The organism is Aeromicrobium sp. CFBP 8757 (assembly GCF_014841755.1).
In the GTDB taxonomy this organism is placed as follows: Bacteria; Actinomycetota; Actinomycetes; order Propionibacteriales; family Nocardioidaceae; genus Aeromicrobium.
On the sequence record NZ_JACYUM010000005.1, the window covers coordinates 283,066 to 298,926 of the forward strand.

Annotated in this window: 11 protein-coding genes; 7 read left to right on the forward strand and 4 right to left on the reverse strand. The window is 72.6% G+C overall.

Going from position 1 to position 15,861, the window contains the following annotated elements; translation table 11 throughout:
• Nucleotides 1–13: 13 nt before the first annotated feature.
• Nucleotides 14–1,027, forward strand: coding sequence for a hypothetical protein (locus IFT73_RS15545; RefSeq protein ID WP_192168397.1), 1,014 nt, complete (start codon nucleotides 14–16; stop codon nucleotides 1,025–1,027).
• Here IFT73_RS15545 and IFT73_RS15550 read toward each other — a convergent pair.
• Nucleotides 1,014–2,222 carry a polysaccharide biosynthesis protein gene (locus IFT73_RS15550; RefSeq protein ID WP_192168398.1) on the reverse strand — a complete coding sequence of 403 codons (1,209 nt, stop codon included), beginning with the start codon at nucleotides 2,220–2,222 and terminating at the stop codon, nucleotides 1,014–1,016. The genes IFT73_RS15545 and IFT73_RS15550 overlap by 14 nt on opposite strands.
• Before the next feature lie 47 nt (nucleotides 2,223–2,269).
• Between IFT73_RS15550 and IFT73_RS15555 the strand changes: the two genes are divergently transcribed.
• Nucleotides 2,270–4,003 (forward strand): hypothetical protein, encoded by a 1,734-nt coding sequence (locus IFT73_RS15555; protein ID WP_192168399.1) that lies wholly within the window; start codon nucleotides 2,270–2,272, stop codon nucleotides 4,001–4,003.
• Between the two features lie 46 nt (nucleotides 4,004–4,049).
• Complete coding sequence (locus IFT73_RS15560; protein WP_157432599.1) at nucleotides 4,050–4,196, forward strand: hypothetical protein; 147 nt, start codon at nucleotides 4,050–4,052, stop codon at nucleotides 4,194–4,196.
• A gap of 90 nt (nucleotides 4,197–4,286) precedes the next feature.
• Here IFT73_RS15560 and IFT73_RS15565 read toward each other — a convergent pair whose 3' ends face one another.
• Nucleotides 4,287–5,375, reverse strand: coding sequence for a glycosyltransferase family 4 protein (locus IFT73_RS15565; RefSeq protein WP_192168400.1), 1,089 nt, complete (start codon nucleotides 5,373–5,375; stop codon nucleotides 4,287–4,289).
• Nucleotides 5,376–5,527: 152 nt separating this feature from the next.
• On the opposite strand from IFT73_RS15565, the gene IFT73_RS15570 reads away from it, so the two are divergent.
• Together IFT73_RS15570 and IFT73_RS15575 are read left to right on the forward strand one after the other, a co-directional pair.
• Nucleotides 5,528–6,262: a class I SAM-dependent methyltransferase gene (locus IFT73_RS15570; protein ID WP_056609195.1), complete on the forward strand. Its 735-nt coding sequence runs from the start codon at nucleotides 5,528–5,530 to the stop codon at nucleotides 6,260–6,262.
• Between the two features lie 65 nt (nucleotides 6,263–6,327).
• A complete protein-coding gene (locus IFT73_RS15575; protein WP_371811298.1) occupies nucleotides 6,328–10,311 on the forward strand; it encodes an alpha-(1->3)-arabinofuranosyltransferase family protein in 3,984 nt (1,327 codons plus the stop codon).
• On the opposite strand, the gene IFT73_RS15580 is transcribed toward IFT73_RS15575, so the two are convergent.
• Both IFT73_RS15580 and IFT73_RS15585 read right to left on the reverse strand, forming a co-directional pair.
• The gene (locus tag IFT73_RS15580) at nucleotides 10,212–11,444 is read right to left on the reverse strand and encodes an acyltransferase (RefSeq protein WP_192168402.1); all 1,233 of its coding nucleotides are present in this window, start codon (nucleotides 11,442–11,444) and stop codon (nucleotides 10,212–10,214) included. The two genes, IFT73_RS15575 and IFT73_RS15580, sit on opposite strands and share 100 nt — an antisense overlap.
• Nucleotides 11,441–13,276 carry a hypothetical protein gene (locus tag IFT73_RS15585; protein WP_192168403.1) on the reverse strand — a complete coding sequence of 612 codons (1,836 nt, stop codon included), beginning with the start codon at nucleotides 13,274–13,276 and terminating at the stop codon, nucleotides 11,441–11,443. The genes IFT73_RS15580 and IFT73_RS15585 overlap by 4 nt, the downstream gene beginning before the upstream one ends.
• Nucleotides 13,277–13,468: 192 nt before the next feature.
• Here IFT73_RS15585 and IFT73_RS15590 point away from each other — a divergent pair, with 192 nt between their 5' ends.
• The gene (locus tag IFT73_RS15590; RefSeq protein WP_192168404.1) at nucleotides 13,469–14,470 is read left to right on the forward strand and encodes a DUF3068 domain-containing protein; all 1,002 of its coding nucleotides are present in this window, start codon (nucleotides 13,469–13,471) and stop codon (nucleotides 14,468–14,470) included.
• 89 nt (nucleotides 14,471–14,559) lie between these two features.
• Nucleotides 14,560–15,819, forward strand: a complete 1,260-nt coding sequence (locus tag IFT73_RS15595; protein ID WP_192168405.1) for a M18 family aminopeptidase — start codon at nucleotides 14,560–14,562, stop codon at nucleotides 15,817–15,819.
• Nucleotides 15,820–15,861 lie beyond the last annotated feature (42 nt).

Sequence of the window (15,861 nt, forward strand, 5' to 3'; positions counted from 1 at the left end):
TACAGTCTGCGGCATGGACGGCCTGCGACGCGTCAGCCGTCCGGCGGCCGTGACGGCCGCGGTCGTCGTGGTGCAGGTCGTCGTGGGCCTGCTGGTGGTGCTGCTGCCGTCCGGCGGCACGCCGCACGAGGTGCCGGTCGCGATCAGCGGTCCGATCATCATCGCCGAGTCGATGGCCGAGCAGGCCGATCAGCGCACGGGGACCGCGCTCGACGCCCACGCGGTCGCCTCGGCCCAGACCGCGCGCGAGGAGGTGCGGCGCGGCACGGCCGTCGCGGCGATCGACATCGACCTGCGCCGCGACCGGGCGACCCTCTACGTCGCATCGGCTCAGGGCGAGCAGATGACCCGCGCGGTCGCCTCGTCGGTGCGGACGATCGCGGGTCCGTTCGGCGTGACGGTCGCGACCCGCGACCTCGTGCCCACCGCGGACGTGCCGGGGGCGTCGTGGGCGCTGCGCGTGCTGGTCGCTGCCGCGGTCGCGCTGGGCCTCGCGCTGGCGGTCGTCGTGACGTGGCGGCGAGGGCCCGTCGCCGACACCCGGCCCGAGTCGGCCCGCCGCGTGCTCGTCGTGGTCGGGACGGCGTCGGGGGCGGCCGCGATCGGCGCCACCGCCGCGACCGTGTGGGTCGGAGGAGCCTGGCCCGGGTGGTGGGCCGTCCTGGCGCTCACCTCGATCGCGGTCGGCGGGCTGACCCTGGCGCTCGAGGGCGTGCTGGGGGTCGCGGGGGTCGGCCTGTCGGTGACCGCCGCGCTGGCCACGGCGGCGCCCCTCGTGCGGGTCGACCACGCCCTGTTGCTCGCCGAGCCGTGGCGCACGGTGACGCCGTGGCTGCCGCACGGGGCGGCGCTCGACGCCGTCCGGGAGATCGCGTACTTCGGCGGGGCCGGGGCCCTGCGCCCCGTCGCGGTGCTGGTCGCCTGGACCGTCGTGTCGTACGTCGTCCTGGTCGTCGCGCGCCGCGAGCGGCTGCGGGCCGGTGTGCGCTGGTCGGACGCGGCGCGAGGCGACGCTACGACGCGCTGACGGGCTCGCGCGACCGCATCGGCACGAGGTACACGGCGGTCGCGAGCACCACCGCGACGCCCGCCATCGTCAGGGCCAGGCCGGTGATCCCGACGCCGATGCCGTAGGCCGACGCCAGCACGGCGAGGACGGCGCACCACACGAGGACGACGACGCCGTGGGCGTTGCGGGCCAGCGCCTCGAACACCAGCAGGTGGACGACGGCCAGCGTCGATCCCGCGAGGGCGAACAGCCACAGGCGTCCGGTGATCTCGGAGTACTGCTCGCCGCCGACGAGGATCAGCGCGACGCGGGGGAGCGCCGCCGTCGCCGCGACGGCCAGCACGCCGAAGCCGGCCACCAGCGTGACCGCCCTCAGCCGGGCGTGGTGCGTCGTCGCGCGAGCCAGGTTCGGGAACACCACGACGCTGACGAACTGCGGGAAGAACAGGGCGGCCTTGGCCAGGATCAGTCCGGACGCGTAGAGACCGCTGTCGTGCTGGTCGAACTGGTTGCGGGCGATGAGCGAGTCCATGTTGCTGAGCACCAGGTAGGCGAGCAGGGCGTGGGTCGAGAACACCGCCTCGCGCAGCAGGGAGCGACGGCTGAGCCGCTCGCCGGCGTCGCCGTGCCCCACGAGCAGCCGGGCACCCACGAGCACGGGCAGCCACGAGCCGATCGCCAGGCCCACCATGGCCGCGGTCGGCGTCGCGGAGACCAGCAGACCGGCGGCGCCGCCGATCAGCCGTCCGAAGCCGTTGGCCAGGTACACCGCAGTCAGCGAGCCCCACTGCTCCTGCCCCTGCGCGATGCCGCACTGGGCGCCCATGATCGTCAGGGGGACCAGTGCGAGACCGCACAGGACGACCGGCAGGTACGAGTCGAGCTTGAGCGCGGGGGTGAGGACGACGGTCGAGGCCGCCACGACGGTGCCGACGGTCGTCGCGACGAGCAGCGTCGTGCGGACCGTCGCGCTGATGATCGCCGAGCGGTTGTCGTGGTCGACCGCGATGCGGCGGGCCGTGACGGCCTGCAGGCCCAGGGCCCAGACGGTGCCGACGAGGATGATGCCGAACAGGGCCGTGAGGGCGCCGAAGTCGCGAGGGACGAGCAGGCGGGCGGCGACGACGTTGAACCCGTACACCGCGATGTTCATGCCCATCATGCCCGCCGCGACCAGCCCGCCGCCGGTCAACGCCGCGCGCAAGGACTTCACCACGGCACAATAGCCCGCGGAGGGTCCGACGACGATCAGGGGCGACGATGCGGCACGGGTGGACTGACGGGTCACGGTGGAGCGCCCTCGTGGTGCCGGCGTGGTCGGTGGTGCTGGTGCTGGCCATCGCGCTGCCGTGGCTGCGCGGCGGCTACGTGCTGTCCTACGACATGGTGTGGGTGCCGCACCTCGACCTCGACCGGGCCGAGCTGTGGGGCCTCGGCACGGGCCTGCCGAGGGCCGTGCCGTCCGACGCCGTGATCGCCCTGCTCGATGCGGTGCTGCCGATGGCGCTGGTGCAGCGGCTGGTCGTGATGGGCGCGCTGCTGCTGCTCGCGCTCGGAGGCGCCCGGCTGCTGAGGGAGCGGGGCACGGGGCCCCAGCTCGCGGCCGCGACGTTCGCGGTCTGGAACCCGTACGTCGCGGAGCGCCTCGTGCTGGGGCAGTGGCCCGTCGTGGTGGCCGCCGCCGGGCTCATGTGGCTCGCCGCGACCCTGGCCGGTCCGGACGGTCCCCGCTGGCCCGTCGTGGTGCTGGCCCTCGCGGCAACGGCCATGACCCCCGCGACGGGCGTCATGGGCCTGGTGCTGGCGGTGGCCTTGGGGGTGCGCTCCGGGCTCGTCGGCATCGTGCTGGTCGCGGCCCTCGTCAACGGTCCGTGGATCGTGTCGGGACTGCTGCACGCCTCGATCGCCCGCACCGACCCGGCATCGGTCCGGTTGTTCGAGCTGCAGGGCGAGGGATTCCTCGGGCGCCTCGGATCGGCCCTGACGCTGGGCGGCATCTGGAACACCGAGGTCGTGCCGACGTCCCGCACGCTGCCGCTGACGATGGTCATCGCACTGGTGATCGGCACCGTCATGGTCATCGGTCTGGTCGGCCTCGTGCGACAGCGGTCGGCGACCGCCGCCGGGCTGGCCGTCGCGGGAGCGGTCGGCCTGGCGGTCGCGCTGGCCGGGTGGCTGGTCCCCGACCTCGTGGCCCGGGTCGTCGAGGACGTGCCCGGCGGCGGGCTGGTGCGCGACGGCACGCGCTGGCTCGTGCTCCTGCTGCCGCTCGAGGTGGCGGCGCTGGGCCACGGCGTCGCGGCGCTGATCGGTCGCGCGAAGGACACGTCGTGGGCCGTGCCGACGATGGTGCTGGGCGTGCTGGTGCCGCTCGCGGCGATCCCGGATCTCGCGTGGGGGGTCGCCGGGCGGCTCGAGCCCGTCAGCTACCCCTCGTCGTGGGTCGACGCCCGGCGCGTCGTCGACAAGACGTCCGTCCGCGGCGACGTGGTCTCGCTGCCGTTCTCGGCGTACCGCAGGCCGTCGTGGAACCGTGACCGCCCGGTGCTCGACCCGGCGGGTCGCTACTTCGGGCGCACGACCGTCACGAACGACGAGCTGGAGGTCTCCGGCCGCGTCATCGCGGGGGAGGACCCGCGGGCAGCGGCCGTCGGGCGCGTGCTGGCGTCGGGAGACGACGTCGCCGAGGGCCTCGCGCGGTCCGGCGTCGGGATCGTCGTCCTGCAGACCGACGCCCCCGGTGCGGATGCGGCAGGTCGTGCGGTGCGGGGTCTGCGCGAGATCCCGGTCGCCGGAGAGGGGCTGCGGGTCTTCACCGTGCCCGGTGCCGAGGTGCGCGCGGTCGACCCCGACGACCGGCGGACCATGACGATCACCTGGGCGCTCGCCGGCGCCACGGTGCTGCTCGCGCTGCTGGCGACGGTCCGCGGGGCGGTCCGTTCGGTGGTCGGTGCGACGCGCGGGCGGACTCGTTCGCGTTCGGGACCGTCATGACCTCCGCGGCCTGTTAGACTCGTCACGCCTTGAGGGAGGTAATAACGTGGGAACAATCACAGGCGGACTCATCGCCTTCATCGCCGGTCTCGGACTGGCCGGCGCCACCGTCGTCGGTGTCGTGCAGACGCAGCAGAGCGCCGGCGAGAAGCCGGTCTCGACGACCAGCGTCAGCTACGGCTCGAACGGCTGACACCAGCGCACACAGCATGACGAAGGGCGGCTCCCGATCGGGAGCCGCCCTTCGTCATGCCCGAGCAGCTCGCCCGGGTCAGATGTGGACTCAGGCCGACAGCACGACCTGGGCGAAGGCCGCCTGCGAGGCCGACCACGAGAACGTGCGCGACTTCTCGAGCGCGCCCTCGCCGAGGAACGCGCGCAGCTCGGTGTCGTCGACGAGCTGACGGATCGCCGCCGTGAGCTGCTCGGGGGTGTCGACCAGCAGGCCGGAGTCCTTGTGGTCGATCGACTCGGTCGTGCCACCCGCGGTGCTGTAGGCGACGGTGGGCACCGCATGGCCCCCCGCCTCGCCGACGACCAGTCCCCAGCCCTCCTTGATCGACGGGAGCGCCATGACCCACGCCTGGGCCAGCAGCTCGTGCTTCGTGACGTCGTCGACGAAGCCGTGCAGCACGACGTGGTCCTGCAGGCCGCGATCGGCGACGTAGGCCCGCAGCTCGTCCTCCCACCAGCCCGCCCCGATGACGTCCAGGACGACGCCGGGGTGGTCGTGCACCAGGGCCGCGACGGCGTCGACGGCGTGCTCGACCTGCTTGTGGGGCACGAGTCGACCGACGACGCAGATGCGCGGCTCGGGCGACCGCGTGGCCGTCGTGCGGGGAGCCGCCTCGTTGCCGTTGTGGATGACCGTGATGCGGTCGCGGTCGACGCCGAGATCGATCAGCTCGAGGCGCGTCGCGTGCGAGACGGCCACGTACTGGCTGCGCCGGTACAGGCGCGGCGACAGGCGGCTCTCGATCCACCAGCCGAACCGGCCCATCAGCCCGGGGTAGACGACGGGCCACTGCTCGCGGTGCACGTGGTGCACCAGGACGACGACGGGCTTGCGGGTCGCCAGGCGGGTGAAGAACGGCAGGCCGTTCTGCACGTCGACGACGACGTCGACCTTGCCGTAGCGACCCAGCAGGAGGGCGAGGAAGGTGCGCAGGTAGATGTCCATCTTGGTGCCGCGCCGGACGAACCGGACGCCGTCGACGACCTCTCGGCGGGGGGCGCCGTCGTGCGCGGCGCACGCGATCGTCACGCGGTGACCGCGCTCGGCGAGCCCCCGGGCCATGTTCTCGACGTAGCGCTCGGACCCGCCGCCCTCGGGGTTGCGGGTGTCGCGCCAGTTGCAGAAAAGAATGTTCATCGCGGTGCCCGGCGCGCGGCCGGTGCCTCCTGTCGCCGGATCGGTATCCGGCAGTCCCTCGGCCGCACGTCCCTCAACGTCCGGCGCGGGTCCCTCGTCCCGCTGCCCTCACCCTAACATTCTGTGGTCCACGTCTCACGTATGATCTCCGGGTGCCCGGCCAGACCTTTCGACCGACCCTGCGGCGGTCCTGGCGACTGTTCCGGGTGTTCCGGGTCGAGCAGACCGACCCCGCCCTCTTCTACGGAACGCTCGCGACCGACTCGGTCGAGCAGCTCGGCACCTACGCCGACCTCGACGGCCGGTGGGTGCTCGACGTCGGGGGAGGCCCCGGCTACTTCGCCGACGCGTTCGCGGCGGCCGGAGCGACCTACACGCCGCTCGACGCCGACCTCGGAGAGCTGTCGGGCATCGGCGACCCCCTGCCGGGAACCGTGCTCGGCAGCGGCATGCAGCTGCCGTTCGCCGACGGTAGCTTCGGCGTCACCTACTCGTCCAACGTGCTCGAGCACGTGCCCGACCCGTGGCTCATGGCCGACGAGATGGTGCGCGTGACCGAGCCCGGCGGGCTCGTGTTCATCTCCTACACGCTCTGGTACGGGCCCCACGGAGGGCACGAGACGTCGCCGTGGCACTTCGTCGGCGGTCACCGCGCCGCCCGGCGGTACGAGAAGAAGCAGGGACACCCGCCCAAGAACGTCTTCGGCACGTCGCTGTTCGCCGTCACCGCCGCGGAGGGCATCGCGTGGGCCGCGCGCCAGACGGCCGCCGACGTCGTCGAGGTCGTCCCGCGCTACCTGCCGCGCTGGTCGTGGTGGGTGCTGCGGGTGCCGGTGCTGCGTGAGCTCGTGACGTGGAACCTGGCCATCGTGCTGAGGAAGAAGTGACGGCACTCGAGACACCGCGTACCGGCCTCTGGCGCTTCCGACTGGCGGCGTGGTGTCTCGCCCTGGTGGCGGTCGCCTTCGCCCAGGCGCCGGGTCGCGTCGTGACCGACACGAAGCTCGACCTGACGGTCGATCCCGTCGGGTTCCTGGGACGTGCCCTGACGCTGTGGGACGCGCAGGGCGCCTTCGGCCAGGTGCAGAACCAGGCCTACGGCTACCTGTTTCCGATGGGGCCGTTCTTCGCGCTCGGCCGACTGGGCGACGTGTCGCCGTGGGTCGTGCAGCGACTGTGGTGGTCGCTGCTGCTCGTCACGGCGTTCCTCGGCTGCGTCAAGCTGCTGGGTGCCATGAGGATCGGTGCGCCCTGGGCCCGGGTGCTCGCCGGGCTCGTGTTCGCGCTCTCGCCGAGGATGCTGTCGGTCCTCGGGGCGTCGTCGATCGAGATGTGGCCCTCGGCCCTGGCGCCGTGGGTGCTGGTGCCGCTGGTGATCGGGGCCCGTCGGGGTGACCCGCGACGCCTCGCGGCGTTGAGTGCGCTCGCGGTCGCCGTGGTGGGCGGCGTCAACGCGGTCGCGACCTTCGCCGTCGTGCCGCTCGCGGCGTGGTGGATCTGGTGCTCGCCGGCCGGTCCACGTCGCCGGTCGATGATGCTCTGGTGGCCGCCGTTCGTGCTGCTGGGCACGATGTGGTGGATCCTGCCGCTCGTGCTGCTGGGGCGCTACAGCCCACCGTTCCTCGACTACATCGAGAGCGCATCGAACACGACGGTCGCGGCGACGGTGGTCGATGCACTGCGTGGGACGACCAACTGGGTGCCGTACGTCGACCCCAACGCCGATGCAGGCCGCATGCTCATCACCGAGCCGCTGCTGCTGCTCAACACGGGAGTCGTGGTCGTGCTCGGCGTCATCGGCCTGGCGCGGGTCGACCTGCCCTGGCGACGGTTCCTGGTGACGGGACTGCTGGGCGGTCTGGTGCTGGTGACCCTCGGGCACGTCGGCGCGACGTCCGGCCTCGGCTCGGGGACGCTCAACGACCTGCTGGACGGAGCCCTGGCACCCCTGCGCAACACCCACAAGTTCGACGTCCTGGTGCGCCTGCCCCTGGTGATCGCGCTCTGCCACGCCGTGAGCAGCCTGACGAGCGGTCGCACCGTCACCGAGGACGGCACGCGTCGGCCCGATCCGCTCGCACTCGGGGTGGGACTGCTCGCGATCGTCGGCGTCCTGGGGGCGACCGTTCCCGCGTGGACCGCGCACGTGGCGCCGAACGGCACCTACGCCGACGTGCCGCAGTACTGGGACGAGACGGCCGACTGGCTGGGAGACAACGCGGTGGGCACGACGCTCGTGACGCCTGCCACGGCGTTCGGCACCTACGTGTGGGGGCGGACAGGTGACGAGCCCCTGCAGCCTCTGGCCTCCTCTCCGTGGGCGGTGCGCAACGTCATCCCGCTCGTGCCCGGGGCCGGCATCGAGATGCTCGACACCGTCACGGCCGCGCTGGCGACCGGGCAGGGCAGCGAGGGGCTCGCCGCCTTCCTGCGGCGGTCGGACATCGGCACGGTCGTCGTCCGCAACGACGTCGTCCGCGGCAACGACGTGGTGTCGCCGGAGCTCGTCCGCGCGACGTTGACGTCGACGCCGGGCATGCGACGCGTCGCGTCGTTCGGGCCGACGGTGGGCGGCGGACCTCTGCTCCCCAGCCCCGACGGCCGGCAGGTGTTCGTCGACGAGGGGTGGCAGGAGCGCAGGCCCGCGGTCGAGGTGTTCGCCTTCGTCGGTCTCGTCGACCGGAAGGTCACGGCGCTCGACGACCTCGACGTGCTGGTGGGCGGGTCAGGATCGCTGCTGCGGCTGGACGAGCTGGGCGTCACCCGCGGACGCTCGACCGTGATGGCCAAGGACCTCTCGGACGGTGTGGTCCCGGGCGGCGGCACGATCCTCACCGACGGCAACCGCCGGCAGGAGGTCGCGTTCGCCCGGGTGTCGCGCAACCGGTCGGCGTCGCTCGCGACCGACGAGCCCTACCGGGCGTCGCGGCGTGTCCACCGCTACGACGAGGACGCGATCGAGCGATGGACGAGCACGCCGCAGCTGCGGGGAGCCAGGTCGCTCGAGGCCAGCTCGTCGCTGTCCGACGCGGGAGCACAGCCCGAGCCCGACCGCTCGTCGCAGCCTTTCGCCGCCTTCGACGACGACCTCTACACCGCCTGGCGGCCCGATGTCTCCGAGGTCGGACGTCGGTCGTCGCTGACGCTGCGGCTCGACGGTCCGCAGGACGTCGGGACCGCCACGATCTCGATGGACATGCCCGCGGAGGAGAGCCGTCAGCTCACGGTGACGACCGACCGCGGCCGTCAGACGGTGACCGTGCGCGGGCGCACCCCCGCCCAGGTGGACGTCGGCCGGATCTCGCGGATCACGCTGTCGGCGCGATCGACCCCGGCGCGTCCGATCGCGATCGCGGACGTCGAACTGCCGACGGTCTCGCTGTCGCGCCCGTTGGTGCTGCCGTCGCTGCCGGACGGGTCGGGCAGCCCGTCGCGCATCCTCCTGCAGGACGCGGACGGGCGCGAGCCGGGATGCCTCGACATCGCCGGTGCCACGCGGTGCTCGGACTCGCACGTCCACCGGGTCGAGGACCAGCGCGTGCTCGACCGCGAGCTGACGATGCCGCAGGACGCCTCGTACTCGGCGCAGCTGCGAGTCGCGTCCCGCGGCGGCCAGGCGCTCGACGCCCTGGTGCAGCAGGGACGCCTCACCACGGTCGAGGTCAGCTCCCAGCAGACCGACGAGGGCCGGGCCGGGGCCGTGGCGGCGGCGGACGGCGACGATCGGACCGGGTGGGTCGCGGCCGCGGACGACGACGACCCGACCATCACGGCGCGGTGGGTCGGAGCGCGGACGATCAGCTCGTTGCGGCTCGCGACGTCGTCCACGCTGGCCGCCACGACGCCCGATGCGGTGGTCCTGCGGTTCTCGGACGGGTCGCAGCAGGAGGCGGTCGTCCGTGACGGCGCGGTGTCGTTCGACCCGGTCCGGTCGTCATACGTCGAGGTGCACCTCGACGCGTCCGCGTCCCGCGCGTCCGTCGGCTTCGACGGCTCGGTCAGCAGCCTCCCGCTGGGAGTCAGCGAGCTCAGGGTCGGCGGTGTCCGCGGGCTGCCGATCCGCCTCGACGACACGCCCCGGACCCTGCCCTGCGGATCGGGCCCGACCGTCGACGTCGACGGCACGACCGAGCGGACGCGGCTCGTCGCGTCCCCGCTGCAGCTGTATCGGGGGGCGACCCTGGACGCCGTCTGGTGCGGGACGGGGACCGTCGACCTGGCGCGTGGCACGCACCGCGTCGTGCTGGCCGGCACCGACGCCATCCGTCCCGTGGACCTCTTGCTGAGCTCGACGTCCGCCCCGACCGTGGCCGCGCCGACCTCGTCGGTGCTGTCGCGCGACGTCGTCGTGGCCACGGGCCACAACGCCAACCTCGGCTGGCGCGGACGGGTCGCCGACGGCATCGCGCCCCCGATCGTGCTCGACGGCTGGGTGCAGGGCTACCAGACGCCGCGCAGCGAGGCCTCGTCGCTCACGGAGTCGTTCGGGCCCGGTGCGATCTACCGCAGCTCGTTGATCGTCGGTGCCATCCTGTGGCTGGCCCTGCTGCTGATCTGCCTGGTGCCCGGGCGCGACGGACGACGGTGGGTGAGGGGGCACGCCGACACGACGCGCACCGGAGTGGGCGTCGTCGCCGCGGTCGTCGCCACCGCCGCGCTCGTCGGCGGGGTGCCCGGGCTGGTGGCGACCGCGGTGGGGGTCGGCGTGGTGCGGGCCCTGCGGGGTCGGGTCGCGCAGCAGGCGGTCGGCCCGGTCGCCGTCGGTCTGGCGATGGTCATCGCCGTCGCCCGGCCCTGGGCGGGCCCCGACGGCTGGAGCGGAGCCCTCGCCGTGCCTCAGCTGCTCGCGCTCGCCGGCCTCTCGGCGGCGGTGGTCGCGGGCGTGCGCCGGCCCACGTCCTTCAGACGCATGAAGGGTCGCTCGACGAGCCGGTAGAGGATCTCCGAGAGCACGAGGCTGACGGCCAGCACCCCGACCAGCATGACGAGCATGTTCTCGCCGAACAGCACGAGGTCGAGCCGCTCGAACGCCACCGCGATCACGATCAGGTGGCAGCAGAAGAGGCTGTAGGAGATGTGCCCGAGATGACGCAGGGGCGGCAGCGCCAGGATGCGCGCGTACGTCGTGGAGGGGTCGCCGAAGATGCTGGGCAGCACGACGGCGACCGCGACCACGGCGTACAGGACCGTGCGGCACACGCCCTCGGCCGCGGTACGACTGACGAGCTGCACGGGTCCACCGAGGGGTGTGCTGGCCACGAGGAGCACCGCGACGGCCACCAGCCAGCAGGTCCACGGCGCGGCTGCGGCCGTGCGGCACCAGCGGACGGCCGCGAGCTCTCGACCCGGCTCCGCGTGCCGACCCTCGACGTCGAGGACCGCCAGCGCGATGCCCGCGCCGAACCACCCCAGGTATCCGGGCAGGGCCTGCGTCACCCAGGCGCCCCAGGCCGTGAGTGGTCCGGCAGCCAGCACGACCCACACCAGGGAGGCGAGCGACAGGACCGCCAGTGCGCCCAGCATGGCGACCGGCCGCCAGCGGCTGCGGGCCACGACCCGCACGAGCACGGCCATCAGGACCGGCAGGACGACGTAGAAGGCCACCTCCGTGGCCAGGCTCCACATCTGCGTCAGCGACTGCAGCAGCGTGTCGTCGACGTACAGGTCGATCATGAGCAGGGCGTCGATCCACCGAGCGGGCGACGTGCCGGCGTTCTCCTGGACTAGCAGGATCGCGCCGACCACGACGACCCAGTAGACCGGCAGGATGCGCAGGGCGCGCTTGACGAAGTACCGCCCGGTCGAGTCACGCCGCGCACCGGTGCGCAGCTCGCGGAGCCACGGGTGGGCCAGCAGGAATCCCGACAGGACGAAGAAGATCGCGACGCCGACCTCCAGCCGTTGGACCACCGCTCCGATCAGACCGGCGTCGTAGTAGCCCACCCAGAACCCCACGTGCGTCGCGACGACGGCGATCGAGGCGACGGCCCGGATGGAGTCGAGGCCGGGGAACACGGGGGCTCCGGTGCTCGTCGTGGTCGAGGTGGCGATCGTGTCAGGGGTCGTCATGGCAGTGCCTTGATCTCTCCGGCGCGCACGCGGTCGACGCACATCTGCACGTCAGGCGTCCGTGCGCGCAGCGTCAGCCGGGAGTACGCGCCGTCGGTGCGCAGGAAGTAGGTGTGGGGACCTGCGGCCACGTCGAGGTCGGGAAGAGCACGGCCGTCGGCCGTGATCGACACCCGCCCGGCTGCCGATCCGGCGTACGAGATCGCAGTCCACGGGTCCACGCTCATCTTCGTGAAGTCGAAGGTCACGGACGACGGTCGCGTCGTGACCCTCAGACCGCACCCGGGCTCGTCGACGGGCGCGACCTCGGTGCCACCCTCGACGACGGCTTGACGGCTCGTGCCCGAGGCGTCGAGGACGCGGATGTCGTTGCCCGCGTCCGTCGTCTGCACCACGTCACCGTACGGGGCGAGCAGCCGGGACGGCAGGTTGCTGGGGTAGTGGATCGACAGCTGGACGAGGTCGGGCACCTCGAGGTCGGCCACCGGAGTGGGGTCGGCACGCAGGCTGGCGACTGCGTTCGCGACGAACGCGCGGGCCGGGAACGAGTCGTGCCACGGCCGCGCGTATCCGATCGTGCTGACGATTCCGCCGATCAGGGCCACGCCGAGCGCGACGGACAGCCCCACGCGGGCGGGGCCGGCCAGTGCCCTCGGAGAGGGGAGCGGACGGCGGAACGTCGGTGCGACGTCGTCGAGCAGGGGCATGGTCATCAGGCCGATCACGAGCACCGTGACCGGCAGGGCGTCCGCGAGGTACCGCATGTTGAGTCCCGCGAGCGCTCCGAGCTGCAGCGCGCGGCCGAACACGAGAGCCACGTAGGTCGCGGTGAGCTGGGCCACCATGATGGCGGCGGCGGCGGCCGTCGGCCCGGGGTTGCGGCGGAGGAGCACGACGACGGCCGCCACGACGACGAGGGCGGCGACGACGGCGACGGTGTCGGACGGGTCGGGCACGGAGACGGGGTCGGCGACGAGCTCCCACTGCCACGGGCCCCCCACGACGGACGGCAGCCAGGCGCGACCCACGAGGTTGCCGGCGAGTCGCAGCAGGGGAGCGTCCGTGCTGGCTGCGACCGGCGATGTCGTGGTGGTCGCGTAGAGCGCCAGGTAACCCACTCCGAGCAGGGCGAGGGGGACGATGAGCAGGGCATGGCGACGCAGGGTGTCGAGCGGCCGGCGCCACCACGGCCCGGAGGTGAGGAAGAGCATCATCAGCAGGCCGATGGGCACGATGGTCACGAGTCCGCGCGGCCCGCTCGCGACCGTCAGGGCGAACGCGGCGGCGGCGAGCCAGGCCCAGCGCGCCCTCCGCTCGCGCGACCAGAGCAGGACGGCCGTGACGGTCAGCATGAAGCCGATCTGCATGGGCAGGGCATTCAGCGCCGCGGCCCACCAGACCATCCCCTCGATGCCCATGGCCGAGAACAGGAACAGACCGAAGGGCACCAGGATCGCCCACCGTTCGCCGAAGGCGGTGCGGAGCATGAGCCAGCAGCACCCCACGGCGACGGCCTGCAGGGTCAACGTCAGCAGGGCGGCGGTGCCCCACGCGTAGGGTCCCGCGTGGGCCACGACCCACGAGACCAGGACGCCGACGGGCATCAGCTGGCTGTCGTGGGGCGTCATGAGGAATCCGGCCGTCAACGGGTTCGACGTGCCGTCCTCGATGAACCGGAGGTCGTCGCTGTAGAACCACGCGGGGAGGAGCGCCCAGGCCCTCAGGACCAGGTGGGCCACGACCATGACACCTGCCACGAGCCGGACCCGCTGGGGGGTCGTGACGTCGGCGGGCACGATCGTCCGGAGCGTCGGCGCGAGGATCGAGGTCACAGTGGTCGATGATCCCATACGAACGGGCCATCGACGGGGTCGAGGACCAGGCGCGACCTCGCCTGGAGCCGTCCGACGAGCCCGCGACCAGCGATGCCAAACGACACGATGTGACGCACGCTTCATGTGACCCCCACCCGGTGTTACCGTTCGGTAATCATTCCGTGGAGGGAGCCCACAGTGGGTAAGAAATTGGGGACAGTCGCCCTGTTCCTGGGAGCATTCGTGCTCGCCTTGGCCGTGTTGTCGAAGTTCTACATGTACGACCGGCTGGCGGTGGTCCCGTTGAACAACGAGACCACCAGCATCTCCGAGACAGCGCCCGGACAGGACGGGACGTACCTCGACATCGCCGGCGGCCTGCGCGTCGCCGAGGCGCCGCTGAAGTCGACCCGCATCGTCAGCGGCGACGTCGAGGCGAGCAAGAAGGCCAGCGACGAGCTGGGCAAGGACGTCGCGGTCTGGGACACCTACGTGTGCACCGCGCCGGCCGCCTTCGACTGCTCCAGCGGCGAGACGCCGCTGAGCGCCAGCGACGAGACCGTCGCCTTCGACCGTCAGACGGGCGAGGCCGTGGCCTGGAAGGGCAACACGTCGTCGTCCGACGGCGAGACCGAGAAGGACTTCCCGTTCAAGGGCCAGTACTTCAAGTTCCCGTTCGACACCCAGAAGAAGACGTACCAGTTCTGGGACGGCACGCTCAACAAGGCGACGCCGGCCACGTACGACGGTGAGGGAACCGTCGACGGCCTCAAGGTGCTGAAGTTCAAGCAGACGATCGCCCCGGTCAAGACCGGCACGATCGACGTGCCCGGCTCGCTGGTCGGACGTCCCGACGAGGGAACCGTCACCGCCGACCGCATCTACTCCAACGTCCGCACGTTCAGCGTCGAGCCCGTCACGGGCGTCATCGTCGTCGGCGGCGAGGCCCAGGACGGCTACCTCGAGCTCGACGGCGAGCGGGTGCTGACCACGACGAAGGCGACGCTGCAGTACACCGAGTCCAACACCAAGGACACGGTCGAGGAGTACAAGCCGAAGGCGACGCTGCTGACCGCGGTCAAGACCTACGTCCCGATCGGCGGCGCCGTCCTCGGCATCGTGCTGATCGGCGTGGGCCTGCTCGCACGTCGCAGCGGCAACGCGGCCGGCACGCGCCGCTCCGACGACCCCGAGCTCGTCGAGTCGCGCTAGCACCACCACCTCCACACAGCGGGTGCCGTCCTTCGGGGCGGCACCCGCTGCGTGCGTCCGGGGTGCGGCGGCCCGCCTAGAGTGGCGGCATGACGATCGCCTCCTCCGCCGCCGCAGACCTGTGCGCCTTCATCGACCGCTCGCCGACCCCGTTCCACGTCTGCGCGACGGTGGCCGCCGAGCTGGACGCCGCGGGGTACCGCCGCCTCGACGAGCGCGAGTCGTGGCCGTCCGAGCAGGGCCGCTTCTACGTCGTCCGCGGCGGCTCGCTCGTCGCGTGGTCGTCCGAGTCGAGCGCGTCGCCGGCCGACCCCTTCCGCGTCGTCGGCGGCCACACCGACAGCCCCAACCTGCGACTCAAGCAGCACCACGACCTGGCGCCGGAGGGTCTCGGCGTCGTCGCGCTCGAACCGTACGGCGGGGCGTGGCTGCACTCGTGGCTCGACCGCGACCTCGGCATCGCCGGACGTCTGTCGCTGCGCGACGGCCGCGACGTGCTGGTGCACGTCGGCGAGCCGGTGCTGCGGGTGCCGCAGCTCGCGATCCACCTGTCCGACCGCAAGCCGCTCGAGGTCGACCCCCAGCGTCACCTCAACGGCATCTGGTCGACGCGCCGGGGCACCTTCCTCGAGGTCGTCGCCGAGCGGGCCGGGGTCGACGTCGCCGACGTGCTGGGCTTCGAGCTCATGACCCACGACGCCCAGCCGAGCGCGCTGATCGGCGTCGACGCCGAGCTCGTCAGCGCGCCGCGCCTCGACAACCAGGTCACGTGCTTCGCGGGCACCCGTGCGCTGCTGTCGGCGACGCCGACCCCCGGCGTCCGCCCGGTGCTGGCGCTGTTCGACCACGAGGAGGTCGGCAGCACGTCCGAGCGCGGCGCGCAGTCCGACCTGCTGGCCACGGTGCTGGAGCGCGTCGTGCTCGCGGCCGGCGGCACGCGCGACGACTACCACCGCGCGGTCGCGGCGTCGGTGTGCGCGTCGGGCGACATGGCGCACGCGACCCACCCCAACCACCCCGAGCGGCACGAGCCCCTGCACCACATCGCGATCGGCGGGGGACCCGTGCTGAAGCTGCACCCCAACCTGCGCTACGCCAGCGACGCCCCGGGAACGGCGCACTTCGTCCGGGCGTGCGAGCAGGCGGGTGTCCCGCTGCAGCGGTACGAGCACCGGGCCGACCTGCCGTGCGGCTCGACGATCGGTCCCCTCAGCGCCGCCCGCACGGGCATGCTGACGGTCGACGTCGGGGCGCCACAGCTGGCGATGCACTCGGCGCGCGAGACGATGGGGGCGGCGGACGTCGAGCCCTACGCACGAGCGCTGTCGGCCTTCCTGTCGCCCGCGTGACCCACCTGTCTCGCTGACGGCGGTGTCGCGTACGCTTGACTC

Excerpts from the sequence above, each read along its gene's own strand:
- IFT73_RS15545 (WP_192168397.1), top strand. The coding sequence starts at position 14 with ATGGACGGCCTGCGACGCGTCAGCCGTCCGGCGGCCGTGACGGCCGCG.
- IFT73_RS15555 (WP_192168399.1), top strand. The coding sequence starts at position 2,270 with ATGCGGCACGGGTGGACTGACGGGTCACGGTGGAGCGCCCTCGTGGTG.
- IFT73_RS15565 (WP_192168400.1), bottom strand. The coding sequence starts at position 5,375 with ATGAACATTCTTTTCTGCAACTGGCGCGACACCCGCAACCCCGAGGGC.
- IFT73_RS15580 (WP_192168402.1), bottom strand. The coding sequence starts at position 11,444 with ATGACGACCCCTGACACGATCGCCACCTCGACCACGACGAGCACCGGA.
- IFT73_RS15595 (WP_192168405.1), top strand. The coding sequence starts at position 14,560 with ATGACGATCGCCTCCTCCGCCGCCGCAGACCTGTGCGCCTTCATCGAC.